At 71.1% G+C, this 16,246-nt stretch carries 15 protein-coding genes and 1 pseudogene; 12 read left to right on the forward strand and 4 right to left on the reverse strand.

The features are described 5' to 3' along the window. The first annotated feature begins 12 nt into the window (after positions 1–12). From QQK49_RS20210 to QQK49_RS20240, 7 genes are all read left to right on the forward strand, one after another. Positions 13–1,176, forward strand: coding sequence for an alpha/beta hydrolase (locus QQK49_RS20210; protein WP_284305554.1), 1,164 nt, complete (start codon positions 13–15; stop codon positions 1,174–1,176). A 123-nt stretch (positions 1,177–1,299) separates the two neighbouring features. Beyond that, positions 1,300–1,617 carry a hypothetical protein gene (locus QQK49_RS20215; RefSeq protein WP_284305555.1) on the forward strand — a complete coding sequence of 106 codons (318 nt, stop codon included), beginning with the start codon at positions 1,300–1,302 and terminating at the stop codon, positions 1,615–1,617. Next, entirely contained in the window at positions 1,614–2,561 is a 948-nt protein-coding gene (locus QQK49_RS20220; protein WP_284305556.1) for a hypothetical protein, read from the forward strand. Before QQK49_RS20215 ends, QQK49_RS20220 begins: the two co-directional genes overlap by 4 nt. 2 nt (positions 2,562–2,563) lie before the next feature. Further along, positions 2,564–3,238 (forward strand): hypothetical protein, encoded by a 675-nt coding sequence (locus tag QQK49_RS20225; RefSeq protein WP_284305557.1) that lies wholly within the window; start codon positions 2,564–2,566, stop codon positions 3,236–3,238. A gap of 112 nt (positions 3,239–3,350) precedes the next feature. Continuing rightward, positions 3,351–4,046, forward strand: a complete 696-nt coding sequence (locus QQK49_RS20230) for a GNAT family N-acetyltransferase (RefSeq protein ID WP_284305558.1) — start codon at positions 3,351–3,353, stop codon at positions 4,044–4,046. Further along, a complete protein-coding gene (locus QQK49_RS20235; protein ID WP_284305559.1) occupies positions 4,043–4,909 on the forward strand; it encodes a CoA transferase in 867 nt (288 codons plus the stop codon). The genes QQK49_RS20230 and QQK49_RS20235 overlap by 4 nt, the downstream gene beginning before the upstream one ends. Positions 4,910–4,989: 80 nt before the next feature. Further along, on the forward strand, positions 4,990–6,246 hold the full coding sequence (locus tag QQK49_RS20240) for an MFS transporter (protein WP_284305560.1): 1,257 nt from the start codon (positions 4,990–4,992) through the stop codon (positions 6,244–6,246). Positions 6,247–6,361: 115 nt separating this feature from the next. Here the strand turns inward: QQK49_RS20240 and QQK49_RS20245 are convergent, their stop codons facing one another. Further along, positions 6,362–7,648, reverse strand: coding sequence for a citrate synthase (locus tag QQK49_RS20245; protein ID WP_284305561.1), 1,287 nt, complete (start codon positions 7,646–7,648; stop codon positions 6,362–6,364). A 127-nt stretch (positions 7,649–7,775) separates the two neighbouring features. On the opposite strand from QQK49_RS20245, the gene QQK49_RS20250 reads away from it, so the two are divergent. Continuing rightward, positions 7,776–8,981, forward strand: a complete 1,206-nt coding sequence (locus tag QQK49_RS20250; RefSeq protein WP_284305562.1) for a cysteine desulfurase-like protein — start codon at positions 7,776–7,778, stop codon at positions 8,979–8,981. A 76-nt stretch (positions 8,982–9,057) separates the two neighbouring features. On the opposite strand, the pseudogene menC reads toward QQK49_RS20250, so the two are convergent. Together menC and QQK49_RS20260 are read right to left on the reverse strand one after the other, a co-directional pair. After that, positions 9,058–10,199 (reverse strand): annotated as a pseudogene (gene menC / locus QQK49_RS20255) (o-succinylbenzoate synthase). Continuing rightward, the gene (locus tag QQK49_RS20260; protein ID WP_284305563.1) at positions 10,196–10,975 is read right to left on the reverse strand and encodes a GNAT family N-acetyltransferase; all 780 of its coding nucleotides are present in this window, start codon (positions 10,973–10,975) and stop codon (positions 10,196–10,198) included. Before QQK49_RS20260 ends, menC begins: the two are co-directional and overlap by 4 nt. 117 nt (positions 10,976–11,092) lie before the next feature. Here QQK49_RS20260 and QQK49_RS20265 point away from each other — a divergent pair, with 117 nt between their 5' ends. Both QQK49_RS20265 and QQK49_RS20270 read left to right on the forward strand, forming a co-directional pair. Beyond that, complete coding sequence (locus tag QQK49_RS20265) at positions 11,093–11,767, forward strand: ABC transporter ATP-binding protein (RefSeq protein WP_284305564.1); 675 nt, start codon at positions 11,093–11,095, stop codon at positions 11,765–11,767. Then, positions 11,764–13,389, forward strand: coding sequence for a DUF6297 family protein (locus tag QQK49_RS20270; RefSeq protein WP_284305565.1), 1,626 nt, complete (start codon positions 11,764–11,766; stop codon positions 13,387–13,389). The genes QQK49_RS20265 and QQK49_RS20270 overlap by 4 nt, the downstream gene beginning before the upstream one ends. Positions 13,390–13,431: 42 nt before the next feature. Here QQK49_RS20270 and QQK49_RS20275 read toward each other — a convergent pair whose 3' ends face one another. Next, the gene (locus tag QQK49_RS20275) at positions 13,432–13,992 is read right to left on the reverse strand and encodes a hypothetical protein (protein ID WP_284305566.1); all 561 of its coding nucleotides are present in this window, start codon (positions 13,990–13,992) and stop codon (positions 13,432–13,434) included. A gap of 416 nt (positions 13,993–14,408) precedes the next feature. Between QQK49_RS20275 and QQK49_RS20280 the strand changes: the two genes are divergently transcribed. Continuing rightward, on the forward strand, positions 14,409–14,912 hold the full coding sequence (locus QQK49_RS20280; protein ID WP_284305567.1) for a hypothetical protein: 504 nt from the start codon (positions 14,409–14,411) through the stop codon (positions 14,910–14,912). Positions 14,913–14,925: 13 nt separating this feature from the next. Continuing rightward, positions 14,926–16,164: a MinD/ParA family ATP-binding protein gene (locus QQK49_RS20285; RefSeq protein ID WP_284305568.1), complete on the forward strand. Its 1,239-nt coding sequence runs from the start codon at positions 14,926–14,928 to the stop codon at positions 16,162–16,164. Positions 16,165–16,246: the final 82 nt, after the last annotated feature.

Genomic DNA, 16,246 nt, shown 5'->3' on the forward strand with positions numbered 1-16,246 from the left:
GATCGGAGAATCATGTTCAGCCTGACCAGTACCACTTTCGTCCTGCTCCTACGCGTCGCGCTGGTCGTCGCCGTGCTCTGGATCGTGATCCGCTGGGGGAAGGCGGCTCAGACCAGCGTGCTGGCCGTGCTGCGGCGGCTCGTCGCGCTCGCCGTCGTCATGCTGCTGGCCGTGCTCAACGTGCTCATGCCGATCAACGCCGAATACGGCTGGTACTCCACGTGGGACGAGGTGTGGACCGACCTGTCGGGCGAGCCGATCCCGACCGTGCCGGCCGCACAGACCGTCGGTGGCGCACCGGCCGCCGCCGCCAAGGCCTCGGTCGGCCCGAGTCCGCTGCAGTCGCTGCCCACCTCGGAGCGCGACCGGCTGCCGCTCTCCCTCACCCCGACCACCAACGGCGGGTATCAGACCTTCACCGTCAAAGGCCCCAAGAGCGGGTTCTCCAGTGATGTGACCGTGTGGTTCCCGCCCGGTTACAGCGAGGACCGCGCCATGTCCTACCCGGTGCTCGAGGTCTATCACGGGTTCCTTCCCGCTCCGCTGGCCACCTTCCGCGTCTTCCACCTCGACGAGACCCTCGAGAAGTTGGCGCTGGAGAAGCAGATGAAGCTGCCGATCGTCGTCATCCCGCACTGGGCCCCGAACAAGCTCGACACGGAGTGCGTCGACGGCGGCGGCAAGAACCCGGCGGTGGAGACCTGGCTGACCAAGGACATCCCGGAGTGGGTGTACCGCAACTTCCGGGTCGACTCGGCGCGTGAGTCGTGGGCGACGTTCGGGTACAGCGCCGGCGGCTGGTGCTCGATGATGTCGACGATGCTGCACCCGACCACGTACAGCGCGGCGATCTCCCTCGGTGGCTACGCCCGTCCGAGGATGGACCCGCCGTACGTGCCCTTCGGACCCAAGAGCCCGGAGGCGCGCCGCTACGACCTCGTGGCGCTGGCGCAGAAGAAGCCGCCGTCGGTGGCGTTGTGGACACTGACCTCGGCGCAGGACCCGTCGTCGGAGAAGACGACGACCGCGCTGGTCAAGAGCGCTCAGCCGCCGTTGTCGGTCACCCCGACCCGGTTGACCGAGGGCAGCCACCGGGCGGAGGTCTGGGGCCCCTACATCGAACCCTCGCTGCGCTGGCTGGCGACGACCAGTTCAGGGTTCGCTCCGGCGAACTGACCCGCGTCGTCCACAGCGGCAGGACCGAGGCCCACTCGTCCACCGCCGCTCGGCCCGACCTCCCACCGGCCGCTCACACCCGCTGGACTTCGTTCGTCGCTGACGGACGAGCGGGTGGGAGACATGACGCAGATCGGGACAGGAGGCGGCGGATTCGCCGTCGACACGAACGCGGTCCGGGTGGCGGCCGACGGTCTGGCGCAGTGCGCGCAGACCGTCGCCGCGGGCCGTCGGTGCGCGCAGGTGGCCGGGCTGGGTGAGGCCGAGAACGTCGCGGAGGCCATGCGCACCTTCTCCGCCGCCTGGGAGACGGCGCTGACGCAGTGGCAGCAGAGCCTCAGCGGGTACTCGGCGGTGGTCGCGCGGGCAGGCGCGACGATGGCCGAGGCGGAGCAGCAGCGGGCGGCCACGTGGTCGGGCATGGGCGGTCAGGTGCCGTGACCGACCAGATCAGATCGCCCGTCATCCCGGTCTTCTCACCGTTCCCGGCCGAGTCGTTCACCATCACGGCCGACCCGGCGATGATCCGATCCTCCGTGGAGCCGTACCGCCGGTTCGCGACCGTCGCCGCCGACGCCGTCGAGAACCTCGCGACGCTGAGCGTCGACTCGTGGGTCGGCGCTGAGGGCGACTTGTACCGCGAGCGACGAACCGCGTTCTCACCGACGATGGCGCGTGCTCAGGGCACGTACGCGACGGTCTGCAGCCAACTGCTGCAGTTCGCCGACACCGTCGAGGCGTTGAAGCGACGCATGGACGCGCTCCGCGGGACCGCCGAGGCGACGTATCGGGCGGGTGTCTCCGACCATGCCGCCGGCGACGCGATCAGTCGCGGATCGATCACTCTCGACGCCGGGTACACGGGTCCTGAACAGCAGTGGTTGCAGCACCTGACGGAGGTGCGGGCGATCCACGCCGAGCTGCTGGCGGCGTCCACAGCCACCGCAGCAGCCATCGCGGCGGCGCCACCTCCACCGCCGATCCCCGAAGTGTCCGCCCTTGCCAGCTCGGCGGAGACTCACGACCTGCTCCCACCCGTGGTGACGCACCGATGGACCGGTGATGCCGACGCTGCCCTCACGTGGGCCTTCGCTCTCGGCGAGAAGGGCATCAAGGTGGAGTCGGAGGAGCTCGAAGACGGCCGGATCAGGCTCCGGGTGATCGACGAGGCGGGCGTCGGGGTTGCTGCGAGCGGCGGTCAGCGATCCAAACTCAAGACCGGTCCGGGCAAGGCCACGGCTGGGGTCGACGCCGGGATCGGGGGGTCCTTTCAAGAGGCCTCGGCGTCGTCGTGGACATGGAGAAGGACGACCTCGTGCCGTATTTGGCGCGGTTGCTGGCCTCATCAGGGGATCCGGCGTCGTTCGTCCCCCCAGAGAGCGTGAACGTGGGCGCGCTCATCGAAGGCAAGAGTCGGATCAGTGCGCACGCCGAGGGCGAGGCCCCTGGTCTGTTCGGTGCCGAGGCCGAGGCGGAGATCGAGTCGTCGGTCCGGGCTGAACTGATGGCGGACGGCTCCAGCGTGACCACGATGAAGTTGGCAGGCGCTGTCGAGGTCGGGGAGAAGGCGGACCCCATCCTGTCCCCCGTCCTCGAGAAGCTGCCGTCCGTGGGCAAGTGGAAGCTCGACTCGGTGTCGGGTTTCGAGGACGTGATGGGCGTGAACACCGCAGCCGTCGGCATCGCGGCAGCCGCGGCGGTGACGCTGCGGACCCGTCCCGACGGGTCCGCGACCCTCGAGCGGTCGGTGCGCACGCAGAAGGCCGGCGATGACCTCATCGACGAGAAGCAGCGCGTCAGGGTGGTCTCGCCTGGCGAGGCGGCAGCGATCAAGAACGACCTCGACAACGGAGACGTCCAAGGAGCCTCGGAGAAGCTGTGGGACATCGCCACCGACGTCAGCGGCCATGACACGGAGAGACGGGAGCTGAAGTACAAGGTCACGAGCGAGGGGGAGTACGGCGCCGAGGGCTCGGTGGGTGCGGGGGCCAAGGCCTCCGCCGAGGCATCGGCCGGCTACCGCAAGGAGGAGCTCGTGTCGGTGAACGGGGTGGCGCGGTGACTCCGGTCGTGGCCGATGCCGATCCCCTCCGAGGCCCGACCAGGGACGTCGATGGCAGGTCCTGAGGCGCTGATCAGCCCGGGGGCCGGGCTGCTCTGACAGGATCGCGGACATGGGGACCAACGAGTTCGGGCAGCCCGTCGGCCGCGAGGTGTCGTGGGTGCCGCCCGAGCCGCTCGCGATGCTCACCGCCACCGGGCGGACCGTCGCGGTCGCGCCGCTGACTCCCGAGCACGCCGAGGGCATGTGGGAGGCGCTGGGTCCGGACCCCTCGCAGTGGACCTACATGCCGTCGGACCCGCCGCACGACGTCGAGGACATGCGTCGCGTCATCGACGGTTACCTCCGGACGGAGGGCTGGATGCCGCACGTCATCACCGATCCCGACGGTGCGGTGCTGGGGATGGGCGGCTACCTGCGGGTGCAACCGCGGCTCGGTTCCGCCGAGATCGGGTTCATCAGCTACGGCGGTCGGTTGCGGCGGAGCGTCGCCGCCACCGAGGCGATGACCCTGTTCGCCAGTCACGTCTTCGACTCCGGCTATCGACGCTACGAATGGAAGTGCGACGCGCTCAACTCGGCCTCGCGCGCCGCCGCCCTGCGCCTGGGGTTCCGGTTCGAGGGAGTGTGGCGCAACGCGCTCGTCTACAAGGGCCGCAACCGCGACACTGCCTGGTATGCCATGACCGACGACGACTGGCGCCGACTTCGACCCGCCCACGAGGCATGGTTGGAGACGGCGACGGACGACGGACAGGCGTTCCGGCTGTCGGAGGCCACCGCGGCACTGTGGGAGGAGACACCATGACCAGTCACAGCGACGACGCAGGCCTCGACGCGGCCCGGCCCCTCGCCGACGTCCGTGTGGTCACGATCGCGCTCAACGTGCCCGGCCCGGTCACCGTCGAACGGCTGGTCCGCTACGGCGCCGCGGTGACGACTGTCCTGCCACCTTCGGGCGATCCCCTCGAGCAGTACTGCCCACCGTGGTTCGCCGACCTGCACCGAGGCCAGCAGGTGACGACCCTCGACCTCAAGAGCGAGGTCGGCCGTGCCCGGATGGCCGACCTGCTCGACGAGGCGGACCTCCTCGTCACCTCCTCCCGCGCGTCGGCGTTGCGGCGGCTCTCGGTCGACTTCGCCACCCTGCACGAACGCCACCCGCGGCTCTGCCAGATCGACATCGTCGGCCACCCCGGCGAGGGCGCCGACATCGCCGGTCACGACCTCACCTACCAGGCCACCGAGGGGCTCATCCGACCCCCGGCCATGCCCACCACCCTGGTCGCCGACATGTTCGGCGCCGAACGTGCCGTCTCGGAGGCGTTGGTCGCGCTGCGGGTCCGCGACGCCACGGGGGCGGGATGCCGGCGCGAGGTCGCCCTCTCCGACGCGGCCCACGACGCGGCCAGACCGGTGGCCTACGGGATGACCTCCGCCGGCGGACCCCTCGACGGCGCCCTTCCGGCCTACGGCATCTACGCGGCGCAGGACGGATGGATCGCCCTGGCCGCCCTCGAACCGCACTTCGAGCGACGGGCACGTGAACTCCTGGAGGTCGACGGCACCGCCGAGGCGTACGCGGCGGTGTTCGCCACCCGCCCGGTCGCCGATTGGCAGGCCTGGGCCGCCGAGAACGACGTCCCCCTCGCTCCGATCCACCAGGGCTGAGCGAGCCGCCGGCGGATCTGGGGCATCATCTGGGGTGGCCGCGGCATCTTCGGGCGCGGATCGACCCACGAGGAGATGGTGTGAGGTTCCGGCAGCACCTGGCCGACACTCGACCACTGCAGAATCCGTACTTCCGGCGACTGTGGACCGCGAACATCGTCACCGTCATCGGGGCTCAACTGACGATCGTGGCGGTGCCGGCGCAGATCTACGTCATCACCTCCTCCTCGGCCTACGTGGGTCTGACCGGGCTCTTCGGGCTCGTGCCGCTCGTCGTCTTCGGGCTCTGGGGTGGGGCGCTCGCCGACGTCTTCGATCGCCGCACGATCCTGCTCATCACCACGTGGGGCCTGATCATCACCACGGCCGGATTCTGGCTGCAGGCGCTGCTCGGCAACCAGAACGTGTGGCTCCTGCTCGGGCTGTTCGCGGTGCAGCAGGCCTTCTTCGCGGTCAATCAACCCACGCGCAGCGCGGTGCTGCCGAAGATCCTCACCCCCGACCTTCTGCCCGCCGCCAACTCCCTGTCGATGACGCTGTTCGGCGCGGGTGCCGTCGTGGGACCCCTGCTCGGCGGGGTGCTCATCCCCGTGCTCGGGTTCTCGTGGTTGTACCTCATCGACACCCTGTGCCTGTTCGCCACCCTCTGGGCGGTGATCTCGCTGCCCCCGCTGCCCGTCGAGGGCGCCGAGGGACGACCCGGATTGCGCTCGGTCGTCGACGGATTCGTGTACCTACGCGGTCATCCGGTGCTGCTGATGTCGTTCGTCGTCGACATCATCGCCATGTTCTTCGGGATGCCGCGGGCCCTCTTCCCCGAGGTGGCCGACGTGTCGTTCGGCGGACCGCCCGGCGGCGGCCTGGCCTACGCCGTCCTATTCGCGGCGATGCCCGCGGGGATGGTGTTCGGCGGGGTGGTGTCGGGGTGGGTCTCCCGGGTGCAGCGGCAAGGTCTGGCCGTGGTCGTCTCGATCGTCGTCTGGGGTGCGGCCGTCGTCGTGCTCGGACTCGCGGTGCTGGCCGCGGACGGCCGAGCCGGGTTCTGGCTGGCGGTCGCGGCCGTGGCGCTCGCCGTGGGCGGCGCCGCGGACATGGCGTCGGCGGCGTTCCGGCAGAGCATGTTGCAGGCCTCGGCCACCGACGCCGTGCGCGGGCGGCTGCAGGGCGTGTTCATCGTCGTCGTCGCCGGTGGGCCGCGCCTGGCCGACGTCGCGCACGGGGCGGCCTCCCCGGTGATCGGCCCGGGATGGACGATCACCGCCGGCGGGCTCCTCGTCATCGTCGGCGTCGTCCTCGCCTCGGCCCTGGCCCCCGTGTTCGTCCGCTATCGAGGGTGAACGACGGCGGCGGAGCGGACGCCGGAGGGCGGGCACGCGCCATGCGTGCCCGCCCTCGTCGATCGGCTCGCCGTCCGGCCGGTGGATGCGTCCTACCTGCCAGGAGCGCGGAGGCTCAGCGGTCCTCGCGCGCGACCCAGTGCTGGTCGGTGGGGCCCACGTAGATCTGCCGCGGGCGATAGATCCGGTTCTTCGGGTCCTCCTGGAGTTCCTTCCAGTTGGCGATCCAGCCGGGCATCCGGCCGATGGCGAACATCACCGTGAACATGTTCACGGGAATGCCCATGGCCCGCAGGATCATTCCGGAATAGAAGTCCACGTTGGGGTACAGCTTGCGCTCCACGAAGTAGTCGTCCTCGAGAGCGGCGTCCGCCAGCTCCTGCGCGATGTCGAGCAGCGGGTCGGTGACGTTGAGCTCCTCGAGCATGTCGTCCGCGGCCGCACGCAGGATCTTGCTGCGCGGGTCGAAGTTGCGGTAGACGCGGTGACCGAAGCCCATGAGCTTGATCCCGTCCTCCTTGCTCTTCACCCGCCGGACGTACTCCTTGACGTCCATGTCGCTGTCGCGGATCTGCTCGAGCATCTCGATGACCGCCGCGTTGGCGCCACCGTGACGCGGACCCCAGAGGGCGTTGACGCCCGCGGAGCAGCTCGCGAACAGGTTGGCCTGGCTCGAGGCGACCATGCGCACGGTCGACGTGGAGCAGTTCTGCTCGTGGTCGGCGTGCAGCAGCAGGAACAGGTTGAGGGCCTTGGAGACGGCCGGCGTCGGCTCGTACGGCTTGTACGGCTTGGTGAACATCATGTGCAGGAAGTTCTCGGCGTACCGCAGGTCGTACCGCGGGTACACGATCGGCTCCCCGATGGACGCCTTGTAGCTGGCGGCCGCGATGGTGCGCACCTTGCTCATGAGCTTGGCAGCGGCCTCCTCCATCTCCTTCTCGGAGTCGATGGAGGTGTTGTCGGGCTCGTACCCGGAGATGAGGTTGACCATCGCGGAGGTGATGGCCATCGGGTGGGCGTCCGGCGGGAAGGCGTCGAAGTGCTTCTTCATGCCTTCGTCGACCATCGCGTGATCGGAGAGCAGGCCTGCGAAACGGTCGCGCTCCTCCTGGTTCGGCAGCTTGCCGAAGATCACCAGGTAGGCGGACTCGATGAAGGTGCTCTTCTCGGCCAGCTCCTCGATGGGGATACCGCGGTAGCGCAGAATGCCCTGGTCACCGTCGATGAACGTGATCTCGGACTTGCAGGACCCGGTGTTGCTGTACCCGTCGTCGAGGGTGATGTAGCCCGTCTCCGAGCGCAGCTTGCTGATGTCGATGGCGAGTTCGTTCTCGGTGCCCTCGACCACGGGGAACTCATACGACTGCCCATCGAGTTCGATGCGGGCCGTCCGGCTCATGTGCTTCCTCCTGATGTCGTCGTGTTCGTCGCAACCTTACGGCCAGCGCGAGACCTCGGTCGTCCTCGGTCCGGGTGATGACGATCTCGCCGCCCCGCTCGCGAGGCCCATCGTGCAGGATCGTCACATGTATGACGTCACCACGTTGCGTTCCCAGATCCCCGCCCTCGCCGACGGAACGGCCTACTTCGACGGTCCGGGTGGCACCCAGACCCCGGCGCCCGTGGCGGGCACGATGGCTCGGGTCCTCACCTCGGGCATCTCCAACCGCGGCACGGTGACGGCAGCCGAGCGCCGCGCCGAGGAGGTCGTCGTCGCCGCCCGGGCAGCCATGGCGGATCTGCTGGGCGCGGATCCCGGCGGGGTCGTGTTCGGCCGGTCGATGACGCAGCTCATGTACGACATGGCGCGCACGCTGGCGAGCGGGTGGGGCCCCGGTGACGAGGTCGTCGTGACGCGGCTGGACCACGACGCGAACGTGCGGCCCTGGGTGCAGGCGGCCGAGCGGGTGGGGGCGAGCGTGCGGTGGGTCGACTTCGACCCCGGGACCGGCGAACTCACCGTCGACGACGTCGCGGCGGTCCTGTCCGACCGGACCCGGGTCGTGGCGGTGACCGCGGCGAGCAACCTCATCGGCACCCGCCCCGACATCGCCGCGATCTCCGCACTGGTGCACGACGCCGGGGCCCTGTTCGCGGTCGACGGCGTGCACGCCACGGCGCACGTGGGCATCGACGTCGCCGCCCTGGGCGCCGACGTGTTCCTCTGCTCCCCCTACAAGTTCATGGGCCCGCACTGCGGGGTGCTCGCGGCGGCGCCGGCGTTCCTCGAGACGCTGCGGCCGGACAAGCTCGCCCCCTCGACCGATGCGGTGCCCGAGCGGTTCGAGCTCGGGACCCTGCCGTACGAACTGATGGCCGGCACGACCGCCGCGGTCGACCTCATCGCCTCCCTGGGCGGCGGACAGGGCTCACGCCGGGAGCGGATCCTGGCGGCGATGGACACGATCGAGGAGCACGAGGACCGCCTGCGGCTGCGCCTCGAGCAGGGTTTGGCCGACCTCGGAGCGACCGTGTGGTCACGCGCCTCCCGCCGTACCCCGACGTTGTTGTTCCGGCTGCCCGGAGTCCCGGACGCCGACGTGTACCGCGGCCTGGCGCAGCGTCAGATCAACGCCCCGGCCTCCTCGTTCTACGCGCTGGAGTGCTCGCGCAGGCTGGGACTGGGCGACACCGGCGCGATCAGGGTCGGCCTCGCGCCCTACAGCGACGACTCCGACATCGACCGCCTGCTGGCGGGCCTGCAGGAGATCGCCGCCACCGCACCCCGCTGATCCACGACACGCGTCGATGGGACACGCCTGTGACGCCGCGTGCGTCCTGTGACGTCCTGCGGGCAGTGCAGCGGGCTCAGAGCAGGGTGGAGTTCGTCGTGACGTCGTCGAGGGCGTCCAGGTCGAGGACGGCTCCGCTGCCCGGGCCCGTCGGCGGGATCAGGTGGCCGTCGACGAGTTCGAAGCTCTGGGTGATGTCGCGGGCGTAGTAGCGGCTCGTGGCCGAGATGTCGCCCGGCAGAGTGAAGTTCGGCAGTCCGGCCAGCGCGAGGTTGGCTGCGCGGCCCAGGCCGGTCTCGAGCATCCCGCCGCAGAACACCGGCACCCCGTGCGCGGCGCAGAGGTCGTGGATCGAGCGGGCGTTCACATACCCCCGACGCGGGCCGGCTTGATGTTGATGCTGTCGGCGGCGTGCAGGGCGATGGCCGTCGCCGCGGTGCCGAGCGAGGTCACCGACTCGTCGAGACACACCGGCGTGGCCAGGTCGGCCGCGAGGCGGGCATGGGCGAGGAGATCCTCGGCGGGGAAAGGCTGTTCGAGCAGCAGCAACCCGAACTCGTCGAAGCGCAGCAGGTGCGGGATGTCGGCCGTGCCGTACGCCTGGTTGGCGTCGACCTGCAGCGGCAGGGGCTCGCCGTAGGCCTTCCGGTGCTCCTCGTCGAAGGCCTCGCGCACGGCGCGGATCGGCTCGACGTCCCACCCGGGACGTACCTTGAGCTTGATGCGGCGGTACCCGTCGTCGAGGTAGCCGCGCACCCAGTCGAGCAGTTCGTCGATGGTGTCGGGGATGCCCACGGAGACCCCCACGGCGATCCGGTCGCGGTGCCCGCCGAGGTAGGTCGACAGCGACATCCCCCGCGCGCGGAGTTGGGCCTCGAGCACGGCGGTCTCGACGACGCCCTTGCCCAGCGGCATCCCGGGGAGGTCGGCGAACGCCGCGCGCAGCAGCGGCAGGGTCGGCCCGTCGGCAGCGGCAGCGTCCCTGGCCATCGGCACGAGGACCTCGGCGAGGGCCGTCCGGACCGTCGCCATGTACTCGGGGTAGTAGGTGGGCTCGCGGTCGGCGCCGCATTCGGCCCACCCGGTGGCCTCGGGCGTGCTCCAGCGCAGCAGCAGGACGTCCTTCTCCGTCTCCGCACCGCGTGAGGTGCGAAACGGGCGGACGAGCGGCAGTGAGGCGGTGCGGAGTTCGACCTCGATCGGTGCGGCGGTCGTCATGACGTCGGTCCCTTCGTCAACAGGTAGGCGCCGGAGCGGGTGAACCCGGCGACGACCCGGTCCGCGCCGGCACGGAACACCTCCCGGGCCGCCTGCCGCCACGCGAGCGAGGCGTCGCGGTCCTCGCGGCGCAGCGTCTCGACGTCGGAGGGGGTGCCCACCAGCCACGCCGCGTCCTCGGGCCGGTCGTGCAACCGCGGACGGCCGTCGTCCCCCTCGTCGAGGACGACGACCGCGCCGAGTCGCGCGGCGAGGTCGTCGGCGGGGTCGCGAGGGGCGGCCGAGCGCACGTCGACGCGCACGAGGAGGCGATCGGTGGGGTCGCCGGCGTTGATGCCGTCGGGGATCGGCGGGTAGTGCTCGACCTCGTACTTCACGACGTCGGCGCCGAGAAGGTCGAGGTTGAAGTGGGCGTTGCGGCGCACGAGCGGGTCGTAGGTCCATTCGATGCCGGCGACCCCGCGCTCCGCCGCCCACTCACGCTGGGCCGACTTGAGCAGTCGGCCCACACCTGCGCCCGCCGCCCTCGGCGCCACCCCGGTGATGAGCGAGGCCAGGGTGTCCGAATGCGGTGCGGCGGCGATGCCGACGACGACGCCGATCAGGTCCTCGCCGTCGAACGCCCCGAGCAGGCAGCCGCCCCACGCGCTGATCGATCTGACGACATCGCCGGGGATCGGCGAGGACTCGTACGGTGTGCCCCAGACCTCGGCGAGCAGCCGGGTCGCGGCCTCGGCCTCGGTCGGGCCGATGAGCGGACGGACGTCGATGTTCACGCCCCCCAGCATGCATCCCGCCTCACCCCGGTGGCAGAGCCGGGTTCGGCGACCCCTGAGGTGACCACTCCGCCGGAGGCGAACGAGGTCGGTCCGCGGCATCGGTACGGTTGCACCGTGAGTCAACCCAGCGCGCGTCTCGTCGTCACCGGCCTGTCCAAGACCTACGGGGGTCGCCGCATCCTGCTGGAGGTCGGTCTCGAGGCGCGCCCCGGTGAGGTCGTCGCCCTCGTCGGCCCGAACGGCGCGGGCAAGACGACACTGCTGCGCTGCATCATCGGCACCGAGGACCCCGACGCGGGCACCGTCACCCTCGACGGCGCGCGGTTCGACGAGAGCGACCCGGCCACGCGGCGCAGGGTGGCGGCCGTCCTGGACGACCTGGCCTGGTTTCCCGACCTCACGGCCTGGGAGCACCTCGACCTGCTCGCCCGCGCGCACGGTGACGACGAGAACGACGACATCGTCGACGACGCGCTCGCCGCGGTCCGCCTGTCCCATGTGGCCGATCAGGTGCCGGGCACCCTCAGCTCCGGTCAACGTCGGCGCCTCGGCCTGGCCACGACACTGGTCCGGCCCTTCGACCTGCTCTTCCTCGACGAACCCGAGCAGCGCCTCGACGAAGCGGGCCGCGAGTGGCTCGCCGGGTACCTGCGCCGCTCGGCCGCCGACGGCCGCACGGTCGTCATGGCCAGCCACGACGCCACCCTGGTCGAGGCCTGCGGAGGGCGGGTGGTCACCATCGACGCCCCCGACGAGGTCGGAGAGGTGAGCTCGGAGGACCGGCCGTGAAAGGCACCGGCAAGCACCGCCGCTCCGGCGGCGACAGGCCGGGTGACGACGCGCCCCACGACGCGGATCGTGACGCCGCACCACCTGGCGACGCGACGAGCATCCTCTCGCCGCCTCTGACCGGCGAGCCTCCGGACCTGCGTGCGCGCCGGTCGTGGGCCCACGACGCGCTGTACGCCCTGGCCGAGGCGCGGGGGAGGCGGCTGGAGGAACGCGGCGATTCGCGCTTCGGCGAGGTCTACACCCTCATCGTCGGGGTCGTCGTCTTCACGGCCATGGCGGGGTCGTTGGCCTCGGGCGTGTTCTCCCGCTCCTGTTCCGGGCCCCTGTGCGCCGGCGCGGTGGAGGGCAGCGCCTACGCGTGGCTCGCGCTCGCGATCGCCGTCGCGACGGCCGGGGCCCTGGCCGTCGGTGCGCGTGCGCTCGGCCCGGCCGGGCTCTCGGCGGCACGACGGTCCTGGTTCGCCTCGGCCCCGATCGACCGCGCGCTGGTCGTGCGCGGTCCCCTGACCACCGTGATCTCCCTGCTCGCCGCGGTCGGCGGCGTCGTCGGCCTCCTCGTCGCCCTCACCGCGTCGGCCGGACGATCGGACCTGCCCTCCCTGCTCGCCGGTGGCGCGGCCGGTGCGGCGGCCGCGGCGTTCGGCGTCGTGCTCGCGGGCCTCGTGCAGACCTCGCGCCTCGCGCGGGCGTGGACGATCGTCGGGTGGTGTCTGCTCGTCGCCGGCATCCTCACCGCGGCCCTGGCGGTCGCGCCGTGGTCGACGTCGGCGATGCCCGCCGTCCCGGCCCTGACCTCGGTGCCCGTCGTGCCGGTCGCGCTCGGGATCGGCCTGCTCGCCCTGCTGGGAGCGGTCCTCGGATGGGTCGTCCTACGGCCTCGCCTGCGCACGATGCCCCTGATCGAGCTGCAGCGCGCCGGCGACACCTCCGAGGCCGTCATCTCCAGCCTCCTCATGCTCGAGACCACCGCGCTGGACGAACTCCGCGGCTCCCGCGCGCTGGCCAAGCGGGGTCGTCACCGGTCCCGCCCGATGCGCGGCCGCGGATGGGTCGCGATCGCGTCGGCCGAACTGCGCAGGCTCACGCGCTCGCGGACGCCGATCGTCGTCGCCGTGCTGCTCGTTGCTGTTCCGGTCCTGGTGTCGGGGCTGCTGGGCGCGGTCCCGGCGATCATCGGCGCCGCCCTCGTCGCCGTGATGCTCGGCAACGGCAGCGCGGGCGGGTTGCGTCTGTGGACGAGGTCGTCCTCGGTCAACCGCATGTTCCCGTTCGCCGCCCGACAGGTCCGCGCGGCCTACCTGCTCGTGCCCGCGCTGCTCGTCTCGGGGTGGCTCGCGGTGGTCTGCCTCCTGGTGGGCCTCGGCTGGATCACGTGGGCGGTCCTCGCGGTCGCCGCGGCGTCGGCCGTGCTGCGCGCCGCCCCCGAATCGTCCGTCGGACTGGCCGCCGGCAACGTCGTCATGACACCCCAGGGCGCGATCCCGGTGGGACTCATCGGCATCCTCATGCGCGGCCCCGACGTCGCCGTGATCCCCGTCGTGCTGCTGCTGGCCGGATTCCCGGGAGCGGCGTTCATGCTCGCGCTGGCGTTCCTCGTCGGGTTCCTCTGGCGCGACTGACCTCGCCGGCCGAACCCGCCGACGCGGGCGCGCGCGGGCCGGTCAGAGGTAACGCTGGAAGCGGGTGCGCACGGCCTCGCGGGTCGGGTGGTGGTCGCCGTTCTTGGCCTTGATGGCGTCGGCGATCTGCTGGTAGGACAGGCCGCGGCGGTGGGCGTCGCGCACCCCCTCCTTGAGCCGGGCGTCGTTGCCGGTGCGCCGCGCGTGCTCGTCGAGCTCGGTCAGTCGCCGTTGGATCAGCCGGACCGTGGGTTTGGGGATGTGCCGCGCCTCGCGCTGCTGCAGCCAGGAGTCGATCTGCGCCGCGTCCCACAGCGTCTTGCGTCCCCACTTGCGGTCGGTGGGTGCCGGCATCTGGTCGCGGCTGGCCATGCCCCGGATCGTCGAGGCGCGGATCGAGTGCTTGCCCGTGATGCGGGCGAGTTCGTCGGCGATCATCTCGGCGGTCACGTAGCCCGTCGGCGGCCCGGCGGGAGTGCTCTCCTGCACGGCGGCCTCGGTCTCGCGGTGGCTCGTGGCGACACCGTCCATCACCCTCGCCACGGCAGTGCGGTGAGCGATGAGGGGTGCGGTCGGAGTGGCCTGGCCCTCCTGGGTCGACATTCCCACCTCGTTCGCCGTCTCGAAACTGCCCGCCAGCCTAGGTCATGGCGTGGGCGGGTCGGCGTGTGTGGGACATCCCTTCGGACGTGGGTCCCGAGGATTCCCCCGGTGTGTGGCCCGTGCGTCGGGCGCGGCGGGGTCGGCCGTGATTCCTGTGGGTCGACGGACGGGCACTGCAGATGAACTCTGTATGAACGCCCTGCGTGACCTGGGTCACCCTCCTTAGCGAGGCCGGCCGCGAGCTTTCGCGAACGACCCCTGGGGTCAAGGGGATTGGCGAGCCGCTCCTGAACGGTCCACCAGGACGATCGTTCAACGCTCAAGCAGATCCGCAGGTCGGGACGGACATTTGCTTGACAGGAGCAGCGCTCGATCGCAAGACTCCCCGCGTTCCCTCTAGCTACCGAGGAGTAGTCGTGAGCATCACGGCCTTGCGCACCATCCGTCACCGTGCCCAGGTGAGCCCCGAGCTCGCCGCGCGCATCGAAGCCGTCCCGGCGACGCCGACCATGGAGTCCGGCGAAGCGGCGTGCGCGTCCGCCCGCGCGCTGGGGATCCCGGCCACGGCATGGACGCCGGAGGTCGAGGCCGAGACCGTGCCGCGCTCGCTTATGAGCATCTGCGAGAGCTGCCCGGTGTGGGGAGCCTGCCTGCGTGAGGCCATCCGCATGAACGACGTCGGATACCGCGCCTCGACCACGACGAGTCAGCGCAGACTCCTCTTTCCCGAGCTCGCCACCGCAGGCCGGAGCCCACACAGTGCCCCCCGGGTCGCCGATCTGGCCTCGGAGACCGAGCGTCGCCCGCGCCACCCGCGGGGCGAAGGCAGCCTCTCCCGGTACCGCCGGGGCTGCCGCTGCGACGAATGCCGCGGCCACAACGCCGCTGCCCGCCGACGCGAGCGCGCCCGCGCCTCGTGAGCAAGGAGACGTCATGACCACCACCGGTTCGCCCCACCAGTTCGGCCCCAAGCCGACCAACCCGCAACCTCGACCCGACGCGGTCCGCTACACCGCCGTCGAGCGTCCATGGCGGCGGGAGGCGGCGACCGCGGAGGTCCTCCCCGCAGGCGGCGGCCACACCGCCGACGTGCCGGTGCACGGTGAGGCTGCTCCGACGGCCATGACGGACGGAGCGACCACGTCCGATCACGACACGTTCACCCACACCGCTGCCGCTCCCGCCGCTGCCACTCCGGTCACCGCGCCCCAGGACGTCCCGGCCGGGTCGATCGTCGAACGGCCGGAGTACCGGCGCCCCCGCGCGGAGGCGTCCGCGCCGATGGTGCGCACCCGCTCACCGAAGCCGCGCTCGGGCTGGCAGTCCATGGCGTACACCCTCACCGGCGGCCGCTGGAACCCCGGCATCAGCGACCGCGAGCAGCGTGAACGTGACCGCGAGCGGCAGATCTCGACGCAGTTGCGCGGCAAACACGTCACGGCGTTCTTCTGCCTCAAGGGCGGCATCAGCAAGACCTCGACGACGGCCGCGACCTCGATCGCGTTGTCCGACCTGCGTCCCGACCCGGTGTTCTCCATCGACGCCAACCCCGACGCGGGTGACCTCGCCGAACGCCTCGTGGGCGGCAGGCTCTCGGGCATCGCGGCTCTGGCTCGCGACATCGACCGCATCGGCAGCCTGGATGACCTCTCGCGCCACACCGCCACCCGGGGGCGCCTCACCGTGCTTCCGGGTGAGCCCAACCCGACCCTCGGCGACTCGCTGTCGGCCGACGACTTCGATGCCGTCATGCGGGTCGTGCAGCGCTACTACTCCTTCGTGCAGGTCGACTGCGGCACCGGTGTGACACACCCGCTCATGGAGGGGGTGCTGCGGTTCGCCGACACCGTCGTCATCCCGGCGGCGTGGTCGGTCACGGGCGCGAGGCGTGCCGCCGAGACCATCGACTGGCTCGCCGACCACGGCTTCGAGGATCTCGCGCGCACGTGCATCGTCGTGTTGACGGCCAAGGACATCGTCTCCTCGGCCGTCGACAAGGATGCGGTGCTCGACTTCCTCTCGCGGGCGGCCGACGTCGTCGTCGTGCCTGCCGACCCGCACGTCGCCGACGGTGCGTTGCTGGACTGGGAGGCGTTGCAGCCGGCCACCCGGGAGGCCTACCTCGACATCGCCGCGGCCATCACGAAGAGGTTCGACGACTCCCCGATGTGAGCACCGACCGCGTCCCGAATCGCGCTGTGTGACATGACGCCCCCTGTCCGGGTCTTGCCCGACAGGGGGCGTGCGCGTTAGG

The sequence above is a fragment of the Mobilicoccus caccae genome (assembly GCF_030161635.1).
In the GTDB taxonomy this organism is placed as follows: Bacteria; Actinomycetota; Actinomycetes; order Actinomycetales; family Dermatophilaceae; genus Mobilicoccus; species Mobilicoccus caccae.

Bases quoted from the DNA above. Each gene is read 5' to 3' on its own strand.
- QQK49_RS20230 (WP_284305558.1), top strand. From the start codon at position 3,351: ATGGGGACCAACGAGTTCGGGCAGCCCGTCGGCCGCGAGGTGTCGTGG.
- QQK49_RS20275 (WP_284305566.1), bottom strand. From the start codon at position 13,992: ATGTCGACCCAGGAGGGCCAGGCCACTCCGACCGCACCCCTCATCGCT.
- QQK49_RS20285 (WP_284305568.1), top strand. From the start codon at position 14,926: ATGACCACCACCGGTTCGCCCCACCAGTTCGGCCCCAAGCCGACCAAC.
- QQK49_RS20250 (WP_284305562.1), top strand. From the start codon at position 7,776: ATGTATGACGTCACCACGTTGCGTTCCCAGATCCCCGCCCTCGCCGAC.
- QQK49_RS20210 (WP_284305554.1), top strand. From the start codon at position 13: ATGTTCAGCCTGACCAGTACCACTTTCGTCCTGCTCCTACGCGTCGCG.
- QQK49_RS20245 (WP_284305561.1), bottom strand. From the start codon at position 7,648: ATGAGCCGGACGGCCCGCATCGAACTCGATGGGCAGTCGTATGAGTTC.
- QQK49_RS20215 (WP_284305555.1), top strand. From the start codon at position 1,300: ATGACGCAGATCGGGACAGGAGGCGGCGGATTCGCCGTCGACACGAAC.
- QQK49_RS20235 (WP_284305559.1), top strand. From the start codon at position 4,043: ATGACCAGTCACAGCGACGACGCAGGCCTCGACGCGGCCCGGCCCCTC.